The organism is Pseudooceanicola sp. (genome assembly GCF_041987405.1).
Classification (GTDB): domain Bacteria; phylum Pseudomonadota; class Alphaproteobacteria; order Rhodobacterales; family Rhodobacteraceae; genus Pseudooceanicola.
In genome coordinates, this window is sequence record NZ_JBHIWR010000003.1 from 1 (window position 1) to 17,023 (window position 17,023).

Genomic DNA, 17,023 nt, shown 5'->3' on the forward strand with positions numbered 1-17,023 from the left:
AACCGCTCAAAGAACGCCCACTCCTCGTCCGACATCAGGTCTCGTGCCAAGCTGGTCTCCATCGCAGATATCAGCTTGAATCACGATTAGTCCGCCCTGTGAATCCTTTTTGTCAACACTACCTAGGAGTGACGTTCTATCACGAAAGTCTGCTGTTTCGGCACTTTCAGTAGCCAGTTGAAAACCTACCGTCAGAATTTTCTTAGGCATATTTACCTCGGGAGCAGACAAAACTCTACATATAGTAGTTGATGCTCCTCGTGACCGCAACAACGCGATAGTTTCAGGAAACGGGATATCTTTGATGTGCGTCTCGAGGGTTCCACGTTTTTTAGCTCGCTCTATTCAGGCTTTGGCCCTCTATTGTCAGTTGGTGATGCCTCTACGGGCTGAAGCCTTTGACGTTCGCGTGGGGGCAGTGGTGATTGTAATCGTCGTGCCGGGCCTACCGCGCGTATGCCGGTCCACTCCTGCGCCCCCTCGCCCACCAATGCGGAGAACTGAAAGGCCGCTTTTCTTCGCATTGCTGACGCCTGTGAAGGCGCAGCGAAAGTCAGCTTTCCGCCACGCCGTAGAGTGCTGCACTGTCCACCAAATCAGCAACTTGCCCCCAAACCAGCCCCCTACGCGACACCTCGTCTGCGATGCACGGACAATCTCCGCCGGGCGCAGTCCCGCCAGCACAGTCCCGCCAGCGGATGGCGCCGCCGGGGGTCTTCGTGGCGGGCCCGCCGCCGGGCTTGATGACCTTTTTCTAGCGGGCGTGGCGCGGGGTCACGTTCCGGATCTGATGGCATCCTGAGGCCCCTCGCCTGCCTGGCCTGTTGCCCACCACGACGGGCTCGAGACCGCCTGCCAGGGGATACAGGCCCTTCCGCAAAAAACCGAAACGCACCGGCACGGATTGCGGACAGCCCCCCAAAAAATCCACCGATCCGCCGCCAATTGATCCTGCTCAAAGTCACCCCCGGCCAAAAGGGACATAGCGGAGACATGAAACAGATCGACCGCCTCAGATCCCTCGGCCTCTTCGACGCCCGGGTGCCCCGCTACACCTCCTATCCCACGGCCCCCGTCTTCTCGCCACAGGTCGGCGCGGCGGACCAGGCCCGCGACCTCGCGGCGCTGGACCCGGGCGAACCCGTCTCCGTCTATCTGCATATCCCCTTCTGCGAACGCCTCTGCTGGTTCTGCGCCTGCCGGACGCAGGGGACGAAGACCCTCTCGCCGGTGGAAAGCTATATCGGCACGCTGGAGCAGGAGCTGGCGCTGCTGGCCGACATTCTGCCCCGGGGGCTGCGCATGGGGCGGATGCACTGGGGCGGCGGCACCCCGACCATCCTGCCCCCGCATCTGATCCATCGCCTCGCCCGGGCGGTCAAATCGGTGATCCCCCAGACCGGGGGCTGGGAGTTCTCGGTGGAGATCGACCCGACCATGGTCGACCGCGACAAGATCGCCGCCCTCGCGGCGGAGGGGATGACCCGCGCCTCCCTCGGCATCCAGGATTTCGACCCCCAGGTGCAGGAGGCCATCGGCCGCATCCAGCCCTTCGACATCACCAAAGCCTGTGTCGACGACCTGCGCGCCGCCGGGATCACCTCTCTCAACGCCGATCTGGTCTACGGCCTGCCGCATCAGGATATCGCCCGGCTGGATGACACGGTCAGCAAGGTGCTGGACCTCGCCCCCGACCGCGTCGCGCTTTTCGGCTATGCCCACGTGCCCTGGGTCTCCAAACGCCAGCAGCTGATCGACGAAGAGGCCCTGCCCGGGGAACTCACCCGCTACGCGCTCGCCAACCACGCCGCGCTCCGTTTTTCCGATGCGGGCTTCGACAGCATCGGGATCGACCACTTCGCCCTGCCCGATGACGGCCTCGCCCGCGCCGCCCGCACCGGCCACCTCCGGCGGAACTTCCAGGGCTATACCGACGACACCTGCCCCACCCTGATCGGCCTCGGCGCGTCCTCGATCTCCCGCCTGCCGACCGGCTACCTCCAGAACGCCCCGGCCACCGCCGCCTATATCCAGCGGATCGAGGCCGGGACCCTCGCCGGCGCCCGTGGCCATGTGATGAGTGACGACGACCTCCTCCGCGCCCGCGCGATCGAGATGATCATGTGCGACTTCCGCCTCGACCGGCAGGAGCTGAAGGACCGTTTCGGCCCCCTCGCCGCCACGCTCGATCCCGTCATGGCCACCGTCGCCGAACGCTTCGGCGATTACGTCCGCATGAGCGACACCGCGCTGGAGATCCGCCCCACCGGCCGCCCTCTCACCCGGATCATCGCCAGCGCCTTCGACGCCCATGTGCCCGACGGCGTGCGCTACAGTCAGGCGTCGTGACGGAATCGCGCCGGACGCGACGGCCCCCGCCAGCAGATCACGCCCAGTAGAGACGCATCGGGTTGTCGACCAGCAGTTTCTGCTGCTGTTCGGGCGCCGGAGCGATCCGGGGGATGAAATCGACCAGCGCGCCGTCGTCGGGCATGTGCGATTTCATGTTCGGATGTGGCCAGTCCGTGCCCCAGAGGACACGGTCGGGGAACCGGTCGACAATGGCAGCAGGGTACGGAACGACGTCGTCATAGGGCGGCCCGGCCTTGGTCAGCCGCTCCGGGCAGGTGACCTTGGACCAGATCGTCTCGTTTTCTTCCATCAGGCGGATGAAGCGTTGGAAATCCGGGTGATCGACACCCTTGGTCACATCCGGGCGCCCCATATGGTCCACCACCAGCGTCGTCGGCAGCTTTTTCAAGAACGGCTCCAGTTCCTCCAGATCCTGCGCTTCAAAATAGACCACGATATGCCAGCCGAAGGCCTTGATCTTGTCGGCGATGGTCAGAAAGACCTCCTGCGGCGTCGAATCCACCAGCCGCTTGACGAAGTTGAAGCGCACCCCGCGCACCCCCGCCGCGTCCATCTCGGCGATCTCCGCCTCGGTGATCTCCGCCCCGACGGAGGCAATCCCCCGCGCCAGGTCCCCCGCCGTCCGGCAGGCATCGACCATGGCGCTGTTGTCCTTGCCGTGGCAGGTCGCCTGCACGATCACATTGCGCGCAAACCCCAGGTGATCGCGCAGGGCATAAAGCTGATCCTTGCCCGCATTGCAGGGCGTGTACTTCCGTTCCGGCGCAAAGGGAAACTCGGGGCTGGGGCCAAAGACATGGCAATGCGCATCCACCGCCCCCTCGGGCAGCTTGAAATCCGGCACTTTCGGATCGGGATGAAATTCCAGCCAATCCGCATCCATCGTCTGTATCTCGCTCATACGAAGACCTCCCCGTCCATCAATTTGCGCGCCGTCCGCAGGATCGCCGCGCTTGTCACCTCTCGGGCCTCGTTCAGCCGCGCCACCACCGTCATCTCGCCCGTCGGATGTTCGACCGCAAGGCTACGTTCCGCCCCCTCGCCCCGCGCAGCCAGATCATAGCCCACGGCCCCCTCGATCAGGCAGGCCGTCGCGACACTCACCGCGCCCAGCACGCCAATTGTCTTGTGGCAGCGATGCGGAATGAAGGTCCGCGTCGCAATCGCCCCGCCGTCGCGCGGTGCGCTGACCATGGTCATCTTCGGCACCGACTTCTCGCGCACATCGCCGAGGTTCATCATCGGCCCGCAGAGCAGCCGGATCGCTTCCAGCTTCTCCCGCAGCGCCGCATTGCCTTCCAGCTCCTCCGGGCTCTCCTCGCCCGAAATCCCCATGTCCGAGGCCCGCATGACGACACAGGGCATCCCGTTGTCGATCATCGTCACCTCGACGCCTTCGACCACGTCCGACACGTTCCCCGTCGGCAACAACGCGCCACAGCTGGACCCGGCCGTATCCTTGAACTCGATCGGCACCGGCGCGGCACCGCCCGGCACCCCGTCAATCCGAGCCTCGCCCTTATAGGACACACGGCCCGCAGGCGTCTGAACCTGCGCCACCGCGACCTGGCCGGTATTCTTCATATAGATCGTCACCGGCGTCACCCCGTCCTGCGCCGCGACCAGCCCCCGCTCAATCGCAAAAGGCCCGACACCGGCAAGGATATTGCCGCAGTTCTGCGCATCCGTGACAATCGCCTGATCCACAAAAACCTGCAAAAACAGGTAGTCCACATCCACGCCTTCACGCGCGGACGTCGACACAACCGCCACCTTGGAGGTCAGCGGGTCGGCGCCGCCCATCCCGTCGATCTGACGGATATCGGGCGACCCCATGATCCCCAGCAATGCGGCATCGCGCGCGGCCACATCCGCAGGCAGGTCGTCCAGCAGGAAATACCCGCCCTTGGACGTCCCGCCCCGCATCCACATTGCCCGGTAACTTTTTTCGCTTTCCGCAATCCCGGACGCGGAACCGGTGCCCACTTCCGCTGTGATTGCTTCAGACATACTTCAGACCCTTCTCAGCCAGCCGCCCGCGCATGTCGTAGATATCAAGCCCCAGCTCCCCGGCCTCGAACCGCGCCCGCTTGGACGCCTCGTTGGCCTCCCGTGCCCGCGCCTTCTCCAGCACGTCGGCCGCCTCTTCACGCCGCACGACGCAGACGCCATCGTCATCCGCGACGATGATGTCCCCGGGGTTCACCAGCTCATCCGCGCAGACAACCGGCACGTTCACCGACCCGAGCGTCTCCTTGATCGTCCCCTGCGCAAAAATCGCCTTGGACCAGACCGGGAAATCCATCTCCGTCAGGTCGCGCACGTCGCGCACGCCCGCGTCGATGATCAGCCCCTTGCACCCGCGATGCTTGGCCGAGGTCGCCAGCAGATCGCCGAAATACCCCGCATTCGACGGCGAGGTCGGCGCCAGCACCAGAATATCCCCCGCCTTGATCTGCTCGATCGCGACATGGATCATCCAGTTGTCGCAGGGTGGCGCGGAAATTGTCACCGCACTCGCCGCGACCCGCGCGCCGGGATAGATCGGCCGCATGTACTCCGCCAGCAGCCCCTTGCGCCCCTGCGCCTCGTGCACCGTGGCCACGCCGCATTCGGCCAGCCCGTCGATCACCGATTGATCGGCCCGTTCGATATTCTGGACGACAACGCCCTGTGTGCCTATCGGATAGCTCATACCAGTTCGTCCATGACAAAGGGGAAGATGCTCTCGAAGCCTTCGGCGTATTTGCAATCCCGCCCCCCGGCCATCCCGCCGGAGTTGCGCTTGAAATGGTTCGCCCGTTGCTGCGCGACGCGGGTGTAGAAGTCCCACAGATGGACCTGCCCGTTCATGCATTCCATCGCGGCCTTCTTCTTTTCCCAGACCGGGGTGATGTCGAGGAAGACATTCGGCTTCCACTGCATCTGCTCCGTCTGGTGCGGCTCGAACAGATACATCTGCGGCGCGCCCAGAACCTTCTGACCCGGGTTGTGCCCCCAGGCCTGCGCGATCATGCGGCAGGTCAGGGCGAACTCCGTCGTCTTCATGTGGTCGGTGTTGTAGGGGTCCCATTTCGAGTGGGAGAACATGAACTTCGGCTGCACATCGCGGATGATGTCCACGACCTTGTTCTCGTAGTCCTCGGTGAACCGCAGAGGATAGTCCCCCATGTCGAGGAACTTGATGTCATGCACGCCAAGCGCCTCGGCCGATCCCTCGGCCTCCGACTTGCGGATCGCCTTCACCTCGTCGAGGCTCTTGCCCTCTTTCCACAGCCGCGCGCTTTCCCCGCGCTCGCCGAAGGACAGGCAGACCACCGTCACATTGTATCCCAGTTCCTGATGCAGCGCGATCGCACCGCCGCACCGCCACACGAAATCCGCCGCATGCGCGGAGATTACCAGCGCCGTCTTGTTCTCAGTCATTCGAGTGCCTCCCAAAATGCCTCATGAAGCTGGACGAAGCTTAGCTGAAATCCGGCGGGGATCACCATTTCGATTGATGGCAAACCGAATTTGATTTCGTTATAAGCCGTCAAATGCTGGCACCCGAAAACACCCCCGAACTTCCCCATATCCGGTACCTCTGCGTGGTTCGGGAGGTATTTCGACACGGTCGCATCGGGGCCGCCGCCGATGTCGTCCATGTCTCGCAGCCTGCCGCGACCCAGTCGCTCGCCAAGATCGAGGCCCTGCTCGGCGTGGACCTCTTTGACCGTCGCCCGACCGGCATGTTCCCGACCGAGGCCGGGACCCTCTTCGAACGCCGTCTCGACCGCATCCTCGAACACCTCCGCCGCGGCGACAGCCTGGCCCGCCGCCGCGCGCCCCGGCCCAAATCCGGCCGCCCGCTGAAATCCTTCTACACGCTCTGCACCCCGGTGCAGGTCCGCGCCCTGCTCGCCATCGCCCGCGCCGGCAGCTTCAGCCAGGCCGCGAATGAACTGGGCGTCAAGCAACCCGGCATCCACCGCGCCGCCCGCGATCTGTCGGCCCTCGCCGGCTTCGACCTTTTCGAACAGACCCGCGGCGGCGTGATCCTGTCCGCCGCGGCCGAGGCCTTCGCCCAGCAACTGCGCCTCGCCGCCAGCGAATTCCGCCAGGCCATGTTCGAGATCAACGAGTTGCTGGGCCGCGACGTGACCACCATCAACATCGGCTCCCTGCCGTTGTCGCGCGCCACGATCCTGCCCGCCGCCATTGACGAGATGATCCGCGCCGAAGGCGCCGCCGTGCAGGTCAACTGCGTCGACGCCCGCTATGCCACCCTGCTGCACGACCTGCGCTTCGGCACGCTGGACTGCCTGATCGGCGCCCTGCGCTTCCCCCCGCCCGCCAGCGACATCGAGCAGGAGGAGCTTTTCGTCGACCGCCTCGCCGTCGTCGCCGCCCCCGATCACCCGCTGGCCGGTCGCGACCGGATCGCCCTGCAGGACACGCTCGCCTATCCTTGGGTCGCCCCGCCCCGGACCTCCCCCTCCGGCGCCTACCTCTTCGATACGCTCGGCATCCAACACCTGCCCAACACCCCCGTCCGCGCGGTCTCCAGCTCCCTCGTCCTGCTGCGCGGGCTGCTGGCTCGGGGCAATTACATCTCCATCGCTTCGGTCCGTCAGGTCGAGGTGGATGAACAAATGGGCGCGCTGATCCGCCTGCCCGTCGACTTGCCGGGATCGGAACGCACCATCGGCCTGACCTTCCGCAAGAATTGGTCCCCCACCCCGGTGCAGCGCCGCTTCCTCGACATCATCCGCCGCAGCACCGCCACCGTCCCCGCACCAACCTCAATATAACATTTTCGAATATCGGAACCCGCATTCGAATTCGCAGATCAGAGTCACCCTCGCTATACTCCTGCAACAGATCGGGCTATGCGCAGGACAAGGCGAATGCACCGACAAGGAGGTCATCGAATGTCGATCAAGAAGGATTATGAGGATATTCCGGGCACGTTCGTGTTCGACGCCGACCGGGCGCGGATCGGGTATCACCTGAACCAGTTCTGCATCTCGCTCGGCAAGGCCAAGGGCCGCGATGCCTTCCGCGAAGACCCCGAAGCCTACCTCGCCAAATACCCGATGACCGAGGAACAGAAGCAGTCGATCCGCGACCGCGACTGGAACCGCATGCTCGAACTGGGCGGCAACATCTACTACACGTCGAAACTCGCCGCCTTCGACGGGATCAATTTCCAGAACCTGGCCGGGCTGATGACAGGCATGGGCGTCGAGCCCTACCGCGAAATGATGCTCAACGGGGGCCGCTCGATCGAGGGCAACCGCTACAAGAGCGAATGGGAGAAAGAGTAATGGCACGCATTACCGCAGGCGTGGGCTGTAGCCACGTCCCCGCCATCGGTGTGGCAATGGACACCGGCATCACCGAACAGGATTACTGGAAACCGGTCTTCGCCGGGTTCGAGAAATCCCGCGAATGGATGAAGGAAGCCAACCCGGACGTGATCTTCCTGGTCTACAACGACCATTGCACGGCCTTCGACAGCTCCATCATCCCGACCTTCGCACTTGGCTGCGCGCCCGAATTCCAGCCCGCCGACGAAGGCTGGGGCCCCCGCCCCGTCCCGGTGGTGAAAAACCACCCCGTACTGGCCAGCCATATCGCCCAGTCGCTGATCCTGGACGAATTTGACATCACAATCATGAACGAGATGGAGGTCGACCACGGCCTGACCGTCCCCCTGTCGGTCATGTACGGCCAGCCCGAGGAATGGCCCGCGCTGGTCATCCCCCTCGCCGTCAACGTGGTCATGTACCCCGCCCCGACCGGCAACCGCTGCTTCCAGCTGGGCAAGGCGATCCGCCGCGCCATCGAAAGCTTTGACGAGGATCTCAACGTCGTCATCTTCGGCACCGGCGGGATGAGCCACCAGTTGCAGTACAAGCGCGCCGGCCTGATCAACCCTGAATGGGACAAGTCCTTCCTGGACCGCCTGACTTCCGACCCCGTCGGCCTGTCCCAGATGCCGCACGTGGAATACCTGCGCGAGGCGGGCTCCGAAGGGGTCGAAATGGTCATGTGGCACGTCATGCGCGGCGCGCTGGACGACGAGGTGACAGAGGTGCACCGGCACTATCATGTTCCCGCCTCCAACACGGCCGTCGGCCATATCATTCTGGAAAACAAGACCTGAGGATTTGATGATGCGGATTTGCGTAGCAGGCGCCTATGGCGCCTTCGGCCTGAAACACCTCGACGCCCTCGCCCAGATCGAGGAGGCAGAGGTCACCTCCGTCATGGGCCCCACCAAGGCCAAGATCGAGGGCCTGGCACAGGACCGCGGCATCCCGCATGCCGCCACCACGCTGGAGGAATGCCTCGCTCGGGATGACGTCGACGCGGTGATCCTCTCCACCCCGACCCAGTTGCACGCCGAACAGGCGCTCGCCTGCATGGACGCGGGCAAGCACGTGCTGATCGAGATCCCGATGGCCGACAGCCTCGCCGACAGCCGCGCCATCGTGGCCAAGCAGGAAGAAACCGGGCTCACCGCCATGGCCGGCCAGGTCCGCCGCTTCAACCCCTCGCACCAGTGGATCCGCAACAAGATCGACGCGGGCGAGCTGAAGGTCCAGCAGATGGATGTGCAGACCTATTTCTTCCGCCGCACCAACACCAACGCCAAGGGCGAACCGCGCAGCTGGACGGATCACCTGCTCTGGCACCACGCCTGCCACACGGTCGATCTGTTCCAGTACCAGACCGGCGGCCAGGCGGTCGAAGCCTTCGGCCTGCAGGGCCCGCCCCATCCGGACCTCGGCATCGCCATGGACATGGCCATCGGCATGAAGGCCGCCGACGGCGCGATCTGCACCCTCTCGCTGTCCTTCAACAACGACGGCCCCTTCGGCACCTTCTTCCGCTACATCTGCGACAACGGCACTTACCTCGCCCGCTATGACGACCTCTACGACGGCAACGAGAACAAGATCGACCTCTCCGGCGTCGCTGTCTCCGACAACGGCATCGAGCTGATCGACCGGGAGTTCATCTCGGCCATCACCGAAAAGCGGGTGCCCAACAGCTCCGTCGCCGATGTCCTCTCCGCGATGGAAACGCTGGACCGGATCGAAAAGTCGATGTCGTGAGTCGAGTACCCCACGGGGGCAGTCCTCTGCGGGTCCGCGCAAAGGGCAGCGGCGGTCCGCGGGGGGACGCGAAGCGGCCGCCCAGGGGGGCGGACGGCCGCTGCCCGGCGTAAACGCCGGGCGGGACCCATGATCGGTGTCATCTTCAACTGGCCCTGCTTTTGGCCCTAGAATTGGTCGACGGTCGTGTGTAGGTCGACGCAAAGCGGCCGCCGTCGCGCGAAAGGCGTGCCAGCTATTGACGGCGCACCTCTGGTGCGACGGGGGCGGCACCCTCTCCTCGATTTCGGGAAATCGACTGTCGGGCAACGGGCGGTGCCGCCGGGCGGGACCTGTGATCGGTGTAGAGCAAAGCAGGCTTCACAGCCGTCTGACACTGCAAACTGCCCCACCGACCATCCACCGACAAAATACCGACGTAATACCGACCTCGATATTCCGGCCTGATCGCAGGCCAGGCCACTAAATCACCCGCGCCGTCCGATCACTCCGCCCGGCCGGTGAAGGCCAGGCTCTTCTCCATTTCCTTGTCCAGTTTGGTCTGTTCGCGCCGGGTCAGCGCATGTTCCCGCTCCGCCTTTGCCTGGGCGGATTTGCGCATCCGCTCGCACAGGCCCGGAGTTTTGACCACCTTGCAAACCCGCAGCCAGGTCTTTGAAAAACGGTGAAATAATTCGTCCTCGAGGCTGACGATTGCTTCGGTCGATCCGGGATCGCCCTGCCGCCCGGCCCGGCCATATAGCTGACGGTCGATCCGGCTGCTTTCGTGAAATTCCGTCAGGATCACATGCAGCCCGCCCATCTCGCGCACGCCTTCGCCCAGGTGAATATCCGTGCCACGCCCGGCGATATTGGTCGCCACGGTGATCGCCCCCGGCTGACCCGCAACCGAAACAATCGCCGCCTCCTCCGCATCCTGACGCGCATTCAACACCGCAGGCTCCAGCCCCCGCGCCCGCAGCGCCGCCTCCGCCGCCTCGCTCGCCTCGACGGAGCGGGTGCCGATCAGCACCGGCTGCCCGGTCTTGTGCAGCGCCACGACGCGCTTGGCCAGCCGCTCCCACTTGGCGGCCTCGGTCCGCAGATAGACCGTTCGCAGGTGACGCCGCAGCAGACGCCGGTTGCGCGGGATGCGCACCGTGGGCAGGCCGAAGGTATCGAGGAATTCCCCGGCCAGTTCCGTCCCGGTCCCCGTCATCCCCGCCAGCCGGACATAGCGCCGGAAGAACCGCTGATAGGTGATCCGGGCCAGCGTGTATTTCTGGCCGCTGATCTCCACCCCCTCCTTGGCCTCGATCATCTGGTGCAGCCCGCCCTGCCAGCTACGATCCGCCATCACCCGCCCGGTGTATTCGTCCACGATCTGGATCGAGTCATCGACGATGATGTAATCCTTGCCATGCTCGAAGAGGCACAGCGCCGACAGCGCCTGCCGCCCCAGTTCCTCGCGCGCCTTGCGGATCTGCCAAATCCCCGGCAGATCCTCGGCCAGCTGCGCCAACCGCGTCTTGCCCGCCTCCTCCAGCGTGATCTGGCGGTTCATATGGTCTATCTTGTAGTGCTGCGGCATCTGCAACTGCCGCACCATCTCCAGCGCCTGCCCGTAGATCGCATTGGCCTCCGGATCGTCGGCGGAGGAGGACAGGATCAGCGGCGTCTTGGCCTCGTCGACAAAGACGCTGTCCGCCTCGTCGACAATCGCGAAGGCCAGCCCACGCAGCATCAGATCCCCGCCCCGTCCGCCCGACAGATAGTCCAGTGTCCGCCGCCGGGCCGCGGCGCGGCGGTGCTGCAGGGAAATCCGGTCGCGCAGGTAATCGAAGGTCAGGTTCTTGTTGGAGACATAGGTGATATGACAGCCATAGGCCTCTTTCCTGGCCTGCGGGTCCATGTCACTGTCGATGATCCCGATGGAGAGGCCGAAGAAATCGAAGATCGGCGTGTTCTCCTCCGCATCCCGTGCGGCGAGGTAGTCATTGACCGTGACGACATGCACCGGCAGTCCGGCCAGGGCCGCGACCACGGCGGCGGGCGTGGCGGTCAGGGTCTTGCCCTCTCCCGTGGCCATCTCCACCATCCGCCCCTCGAAGAGCGCCCGTGCGCCCATCAGCTGCACCGGGTAATGCCGCTTGCCCAAGGTCCGCCAGCTGACCTCGCGCACCAGGGCGAAGGCGCGGGTCAGCTCCGGCTCCGCCATCTCGTTGCGCAAAAGCGCCGGGCGCAGCCGCTCCGCCTCGTTGCGCAGGGCGTCGTCCTCCCAGCTTTCAAAGGTGGATTGCAGCCGCAGCACCCGCCAGGCCGCCAGACGCAGGCGCAGCCGGGTGAAGGGCGTATGCGCCAGGATGCGGCCCAGCTGCCGCTCCAGCCAGCGATCCACGGCGTTGTTGATCGGATCGGCCAGCTCCTTGTAGGGCGCCGTGCCCAGCCGTGGCCCGCCAAAGCCGAGGAGCCCCCGCGCCTCAGGCACCGAACCGCCTCAGGAACAGCTGGCGCGCGCGGCGGAAGCCCTGTTGAGCGATGGTTTCATGCCCATGATCGAACCGGACCAGCACCCGCGCGCCAAAGGGCGCGGTCCGCAGTGTGTCCGGCAGGGCGATGTCATAGACGAAGATCGGCTCCAGCGTCTGCAGCCCCTCCTGATCGCCAGGGTTTGTCACATGCCGCCCGCCTCCCATCTGGCCAAGCGCCGGGCTGGGCAGTTCATTCACACCGGTCGGCACCGCGCGCAACACGCGGCTTTCGTATTTCTCCTCCGCCCGCCCGGCCAGCACCAGCTCCACCTTGTCAACCCGGTCGCGCACCAGGGCGATGTCATCCTGCGGCACCACCACCCGCACCTCCGTCGCGTGATCGGGTAGGACATAACCGACCAGATCGCCCTCCTGCAGGTAGCGCCCGGGCAGATCATCCAGCGGCATCACCGTCTCGAACCGGCCTTCGCGCGGGGCACGCAGGGCGAGGTCGTGCCGCCGCTTGCGTTCACGCTCCAGCTCCGCCTCGGCCTCCGACAGTTCCAGCCGGGCCACCACCAGCGCTCGGCGGTCCTTCACCTCCGCCGCGACGACCCGCAGGGACATCTCGCGCACCCGCGCCTCCATCGCCGTTATGCGCGAGTCCAGCGAGGGCTCTGTCAGGTCCAGCAAGGGCGCGGCCTGCGCCACCTCCGCCCCACGGGTCGCCCGGATCTGCCGCACGAAGCCCGATGTCTCCGCCCGCACATGGGCGTTGTCGGGCAGCCAGACGACCCCCTCGCTATCCGTGCGCAGCGGCATCGGGATCAGCGCGATCGCGGCCAGCAGCACCGCGATCGTCCCGAAGGTCCAGGCCTTGGCCCGCCGCCGCACCTTGCGCAGCTTGGGCGAGGTCAGCACATGCCGGATATGCTTGAACGAGGGCTTCACCAGCGCGTTGAACACCGACCAGAGCGCGATGCAGACCCCGACGATGAAATACTTCGTCGCCACCAGCGTCGCGATCCCGATCATCACCGACATCCGATAAACGAAGGCCGCAGGCGCATAGAGCACGAACCAGACCTTTTCACCCGTGGTGGCGGTCTTTTCGCGCATCTGTTTCGCACCGAAGACATAGCGCTGGATCAGGTGGCCGTAGAATTTCGTCGCGCGGTCCGACAGGTTCGGGATCTCGATCAGGTCGCTGAGGATGTAGTACCCGTCAAACTTCAGCAGCGGGTTGCCGTTGACGATGATCGTCGACAAACCGCCCACCATGATCACGTTGAACGCCAGGGCCGAGACCAGCCCCGTCTCCGCATTGGCCCAAATCATCACCGCCACGGCGGCAGCAAAGGTCTCGATCAGGATGCCCCCCGCGCTGACCAACGCACGATGCCACTTGTTGCGGAAGGCCGCCGCGGCTGAGGCATCGACGTAGGGCACCGGGAAGAAGACCAGGAACATGATCCCCATCTCCCGCACCTCCGCCCCGCGCCGTTTGGCCAGATAGCCATGCGCCAGCTCGTGCAGCGCCTTGAGCAGCGGATAGGTGACAAGGGTGATCAGCAGGTTTTCCGTCGCCAGGATGCGGTCGGCGAAATTTTCCGTCAGCCGCCCCCAGTTGAGGAAGGCCGTCGCGCCCCCGGCCAGGATGACAACCGACCAGAGCAGCAGGCCGAACCAGCCCAGAAGCCACTGCACCCCCGGCAGGGTCTTGTCGAGAAAGGCATTGGGGTCCCACAGTGGCACCCGGATCGAGATCGGATTGGTCAGGTTCTGCTTGATCACCTGGCGCGACTGCTTGTTGTACCGCTCCAGCAGCTCGGCCACATCCGGCGCGCCCTCGTATTGGATCAGGTCCTGCTGGTGCAGGGTCGACAGCAGCTGGATCACGTCGTCCTGGCTCGGCGCGTCCTCGTCATAGCTGTCCGCCAGTTGCTGCCAGATGCTGTCCACCGTCCTTGCGCCGTCGAACTGGCCGATCAGCATATAGGCCCCGGGGGTGAAACGGTGGATGCGCCCCGCCCCGTGGTCATGCAGCACATACCAGGGATGCCCCCGGTAGCGATGACGATGGACGGAGACATGGGCGCGCAGCCGCGGCTTCAGCTCGGCGACGCGGTACCAGATGGTGGAGAGGAAACTGTCCGCCATGGGGCCCTCACGGTTGCCAGGTCCAGGCCGTCTCCCGGACCCAGTTGATCAACCGCCGCGTCCAGACCCAGGCCATCAGCTCCTGCCCCGCGTCGATCCGGGCAACCCCTTCCATCCCCGGCCGCAGCCAGGTCGGCAGGGTGGTCAGCTCCGCCTCCACCCGGAAGGTATTGCTGCCATCGCGCGGCTCGGCCACCGGGGTGATGCGCGTCACCTCGAAAGGCAACGCCTCGTCCGGCCGGCCGGAGAGGGCGATATTGCCGCTCATCTCATCGCTGACATAGCGCAGGTCGCGCTCGTCGACGTAGATGTCGATCCGGAAGGCGTCCAGCGGGGCCACCTCGAACAGCAACTCCCCCGGTTGCACCGGCGCGCCCAGCTTCTGGCTGAGGTCGCCGTTCACCACCAACCCGTCGATCGGGCTGGTGATCCGGGTCCGCGACAGCTGTTGCACCGCCAGATCCAGCTGCGCCCGCCCCTGGGCGATCTGTGCCTCCAGGAAGGCCACCTGGGGCCGGTCATACTGCGCCAGCGCATCCCGTTGCTGCGCCTCCAGCCGGTCGATCTCCGACCGCCAGCGCAATTCCTCCAGCCGAAGGTCGGTGGCGTCCAACTCCGCCAGGACATCCCCCGCCGCGACCGTATCGCCCGCGCGGACCGATGCCGTTTCGATGAACCCGTTGAACGGCGCGACGGCCGCGCGCAACACGGACCCCCGCATCACCCCATCCGCCGTCACTCGGAACGGCCCCTGCACCGTCGCCGCCGCCACGCCAAGCGCGATGACCGCAATGGCCAGCAGCTTCCAGCTCAGCCGCCGAGGCCCCAGCACCACGCCCAGGGCATGGCCGACCGTGTCGATGATCCGCCCGCCGAACCAGCGCCGGTTGCGGCGTTTCAGCTCCAGCACCGGCCCGACCAGCGCGGCAACGCTTTCCAGCAGGCGGATGTCCTCGTCGGCAAAGGGCGCATCCGCCCGGCGCCGCTCTACCGTGATCGCCCCGACGGCCCCGTTCTCGTCCTGCAGGGGCGCGGTCAGCACATGCTCTGTCCGCCCCGCCTTGACCAGATCCTCATGCGCCACGGCAATCGCCCGCTGCGTCGAGGGCAGCGCCGGCACCGCGACACATCCGTTCTGGTCATAGGCCTCCTCCATCGCCGTCTCGATCCGTTCGGCCAGGGCCGAGCGTTTCTTGAACCAGGCGGAATAGCTCATCGCCATCAGCTTGATACGCGGCGAGGAGCGGCGGCGCACGATCATGCCAAGCGACACCTGATCGGCCTTCATCACGGTCTGCAACTCGTTGATGATCGCCACGGCGGCCGGTTCAGGCCGTTGATGTTCGGAGGTCAGCGCTAGCAGGTCCAGCGCCACCGCCGCGCGATGCATGCCAAGCGTCTGGTCGATCGCAAAGCTCTGCCACGACTTGGAGGTCAGCCAGCCCCCCGCCCAGTGGATCTCGCGCAGCGCCGCCTGCCCCTGCGCCTTGTTGGCCTGCCTCAGCTCCAGCGCAACGACGCGGCCCACGGGCGCGGCCTCGATCCGGACGGGATAGGCCACCAGGATCGTCCCGTCCTCGGTCGTTTCACTGGCGGGCCGGGCCGAGGTCAGGACCTTTTCGGCGATATCCTTGAAATGGGTGCAATCACGGCGCGGGTCCGGCGCGATGGCCGAGGGGACGAAGGCGCCGGAGGCCAGGTCCGGCTCCAGGATCACCCCGAGAGAGGCGCGCGGCACCTTGGACAGGATCAGCGCCAGCCAGCTGGTCAGAAAGGCGCGGTCCCCTTTCGCGTTCGCGAAAGAGGACCAAAGAGACGCGTCAAGCGCGATTGTATTCTGACTGGAAACAAGTGGGTCGGAATTGCCGCTGAATACCGTCATCCGACCGCCCCCGGTTCAGATCAGGCCGCGGTCGCCTTGCGACGCCGCAGCAGAGCAAGAGCCGCCAACCCGGAAAGCACCAGCGGCGCCCCGGCCGGCAGCGGGATCGCGGGGGTGTCGGCGAAGTCGATGTCGACAGGCACGTCATAATCGGCCAAGACATAACCGTCAGCGTCAGTCTGATACCAGACGTCAAAATAGAGCGTCGTATCGACGGCACCGGCCAAAGAGGAGAAGATCAGGTCGATATTTCTGAAACCTGCCGAACCAGCCGCGGAAAATACTTCGAAGTCAGCAAAAACGGTGCCTGGGCCATATTCCACCCCCCCGATCCCCTCGGACACAGGAACCGGAGTTAAGCTGACGAACTCGCCAGCAATCCCGCCATCATCGACGTCGTTTGCGCGGTCCAAAAACACCGTCGGAGTAGGGTTCGACACAAAGGTGAAGTAGTCGGTGCAAGTGATTTCGCCGCAAAAGACAATTCCAAATGAGATCAGATCCGAAGGATCACTTGGATCATCTGCGGAAAAGCCGACGGAAAAAGAATTCCCAGGCTCAACAGGCCCGGATGGCGCGTTAAACGAAAGCGCCTCGGCCTGGGACACCCCAAGCCCAAGGAACGCTGCTGCAATACCAGCAAATAGATGTTTCATTGTTTCCCCCACGGAAAAAATTCAAATAGAAAAATCAACCTTCTAACTTACCATAACGGGTTTCATGCTCTTCGATCAACCGTATCATCATGTCGCGAACGCGCTTGGCCGCATGGGGTGACATGACGATGCGGTGCTGCAGGGCGACCTCCAGCTTCTCGCGTCCCATGTCCCAGTTCTGGTTGACGCCGAAATTGACGACAACCTCCTCGCGGGTGGATGACCCATTGCAAACATTACAATAACTGCTCTTCAGCTCTGATGTGTTGAAGGCAATCTGTGAGGCCGGAGTGGTCTGTGCACTCTTGGTCTGAGGGGCACCGTTCGCTTCGGCCTTGGTCTTGGGTTCAGGGCTTTTCGCCATTGTTTCCTATCCGTTCAAAATGAATTTCCGAG

General features: G+C 64.7%; 14 protein-coding genes. 5 read left to right on the plus strand and 9 right to left on the minus strand.

Annotated features, from left to right (window positions below; all coding sequences use genetic code 11):
- The first annotated feature begins 993 nt into the window (after positions 1–993).
- Complete coding sequence (gene hemN, locus ACFC2Y_RS08160; protein WP_375174983.1) at positions 994–2,349, plus strand: oxygen-independent coproporphyrinogen III oxidase; 1,356 nt, start codon at positions 994–996, stop codon at positions 2,347–2,349.
- Between the two features lie 37 nt (positions 2,350–2,386).
- On the opposite strand, the gene ACFC2Y_RS08165 is transcribed toward hemN, so the two are convergent.
- From ACFC2Y_RS08165 to ACFC2Y_RS08180, 4 genes are all read right to left on the minus strand, one after another.
- A complete protein-coding gene (locus ACFC2Y_RS08165; protein WP_375174982.1) occupies positions 2,387–3,274 on the minus strand; it encodes an amidohydrolase family protein in 888 nt (295 codons plus the stop codon).
- Positions 3,271–4,299, minus strand: a complete 1,029-nt coding sequence (locus ACFC2Y_RS08170; RefSeq protein WP_375174981.1) for a 4-oxalomesaconate tautomerase — start codon at positions 4,297–4,299, stop codon at positions 3,271–3,273. Before ACFC2Y_RS08170 ends, ACFC2Y_RS08165 begins: the two co-directional genes overlap by 4 nt.
- 76 nt (positions 4,300–4,375) lie before the next feature.
- Positions 4,376–5,068 carry a 4-carboxy-4-hydroxy-2-oxoadipate aldolase/oxaloacetate decarboxylase gene (locus ACFC2Y_RS08175; protein WP_375174980.1) on the minus strand — a complete coding sequence of 231 codons (693 nt, stop codon included), beginning with the start codon at positions 5,066–5,068 and terminating at the stop codon, positions 4,376–4,378.
- Positions 5,065–5,799, minus strand: coding sequence for a PIG-L deacetylase family protein (locus ACFC2Y_RS08180; protein WP_375174979.1), 735 nt, complete (start codon positions 5,797–5,799; stop codon positions 5,065–5,067). The genes ACFC2Y_RS08175 and ACFC2Y_RS08180 overlap by 4 nt, the downstream gene beginning before the upstream one ends.
- 113 nt (positions 5,800–5,912) lie before the next feature.
- On the opposite strand from ACFC2Y_RS08180, the gene ACFC2Y_RS08185 reads away from it, so the two are divergent.
- From ACFC2Y_RS08185 to ACFC2Y_RS08200, 4 genes are all read left to right on the plus strand, one after another.
- On the plus strand, positions 5,913–7,166 hold the full coding sequence (locus ACFC2Y_RS08185) for a LysR family transcriptional regulator (RefSeq protein ID WP_375174978.1): 1,254 nt from the start codon (positions 5,913–5,915) through the stop codon (positions 7,164–7,166).
- A gap of 120 nt (positions 7,167–7,286) precedes the next feature.
- Positions 7,287–7,682, plus strand: a complete 396-nt coding sequence (ligA, locus tag ACFC2Y_RS08190) for a protocatechuate 4,5-dioxygenase subunit alpha (RefSeq protein WP_375174977.1) — start codon at positions 7,287–7,289, stop codon at positions 7,680–7,682.
- On the plus strand, positions 7,682–8,524 hold the full coding sequence (locus tag ACFC2Y_RS08195) for a class III extradiol dioxygenase subunit beta (RefSeq protein WP_375174976.1): 843 nt from the start codon (positions 7,682–7,684) through the stop codon (positions 8,522–8,524). Before ligA ends, ACFC2Y_RS08195 begins: the two co-directional genes overlap by 1 nt.
- A gap of 7 nt (positions 8,525–8,531) precedes the next feature.
- Positions 8,532–9,479, plus strand: coding sequence for a Gfo/Idh/MocA family oxidoreductase (locus tag ACFC2Y_RS08200; protein ID WP_375174975.1), 948 nt, complete (start codon positions 8,532–8,534; stop codon positions 9,477–9,479).
- A gap of 484 nt (positions 9,480–9,963) precedes the next feature.
- Here the strand turns inward: ACFC2Y_RS08200 and ACFC2Y_RS08205 are convergent, their stop codons facing one another.
- From ACFC2Y_RS08205 to ACFC2Y_RS08225, 5 genes are read right to left on the minus strand one after another with little or no spacing between them, the layout of a single operon-like run.
- Positions 9,964–11,946 carry a translocase gene (locus tag ACFC2Y_RS08205; RefSeq protein WP_375174974.1) on the minus strand — a complete coding sequence of 661 codons (1,983 nt, stop codon included), beginning with the start codon at positions 11,944–11,946 and terminating at the stop codon, positions 9,964–9,966.
- Entirely contained in the window at positions 11,939–14,089 is a 2,151-nt protein-coding gene (locus ACFC2Y_RS08210; protein ID WP_375174973.1) for a PqqD family peptide modification chaperone, read from the minus strand. The genes ACFC2Y_RS08205 and ACFC2Y_RS08210 overlap by 8 nt, the downstream gene beginning before the upstream one ends.
- Positions 14,090–14,096: 7 nt before the next feature.
- Complete coding sequence (locus ACFC2Y_RS08215; protein ID WP_375174972.1) at positions 14,097–15,971, minus strand: HlyD family efflux transporter periplasmic adaptor subunit; 1,875 nt, start codon at positions 15,969–15,971, stop codon at positions 14,097–14,099.
- Between the two features lie 20 nt (positions 15,972–15,991).
- Positions 15,992–16,627, minus strand: a complete 636-nt coding sequence (locus tag ACFC2Y_RS08220) for a VPLPA-CTERM sorting domain-containing protein (protein WP_375174971.1) — start codon at positions 16,625–16,627, stop codon at positions 15,992–15,994.
- 34 nt (positions 16,628–16,661) lie between these two features.
- A complete protein-coding gene (locus tag ACFC2Y_RS08225) occupies positions 16,662–16,991 on the minus strand; it encodes a DUF3467 domain-containing protein (protein ID WP_375174970.1) in 330 nt (109 codons plus the stop codon).
- Between the last annotated feature and the right edge of the window lie 32 nt (positions 16,992–17,023).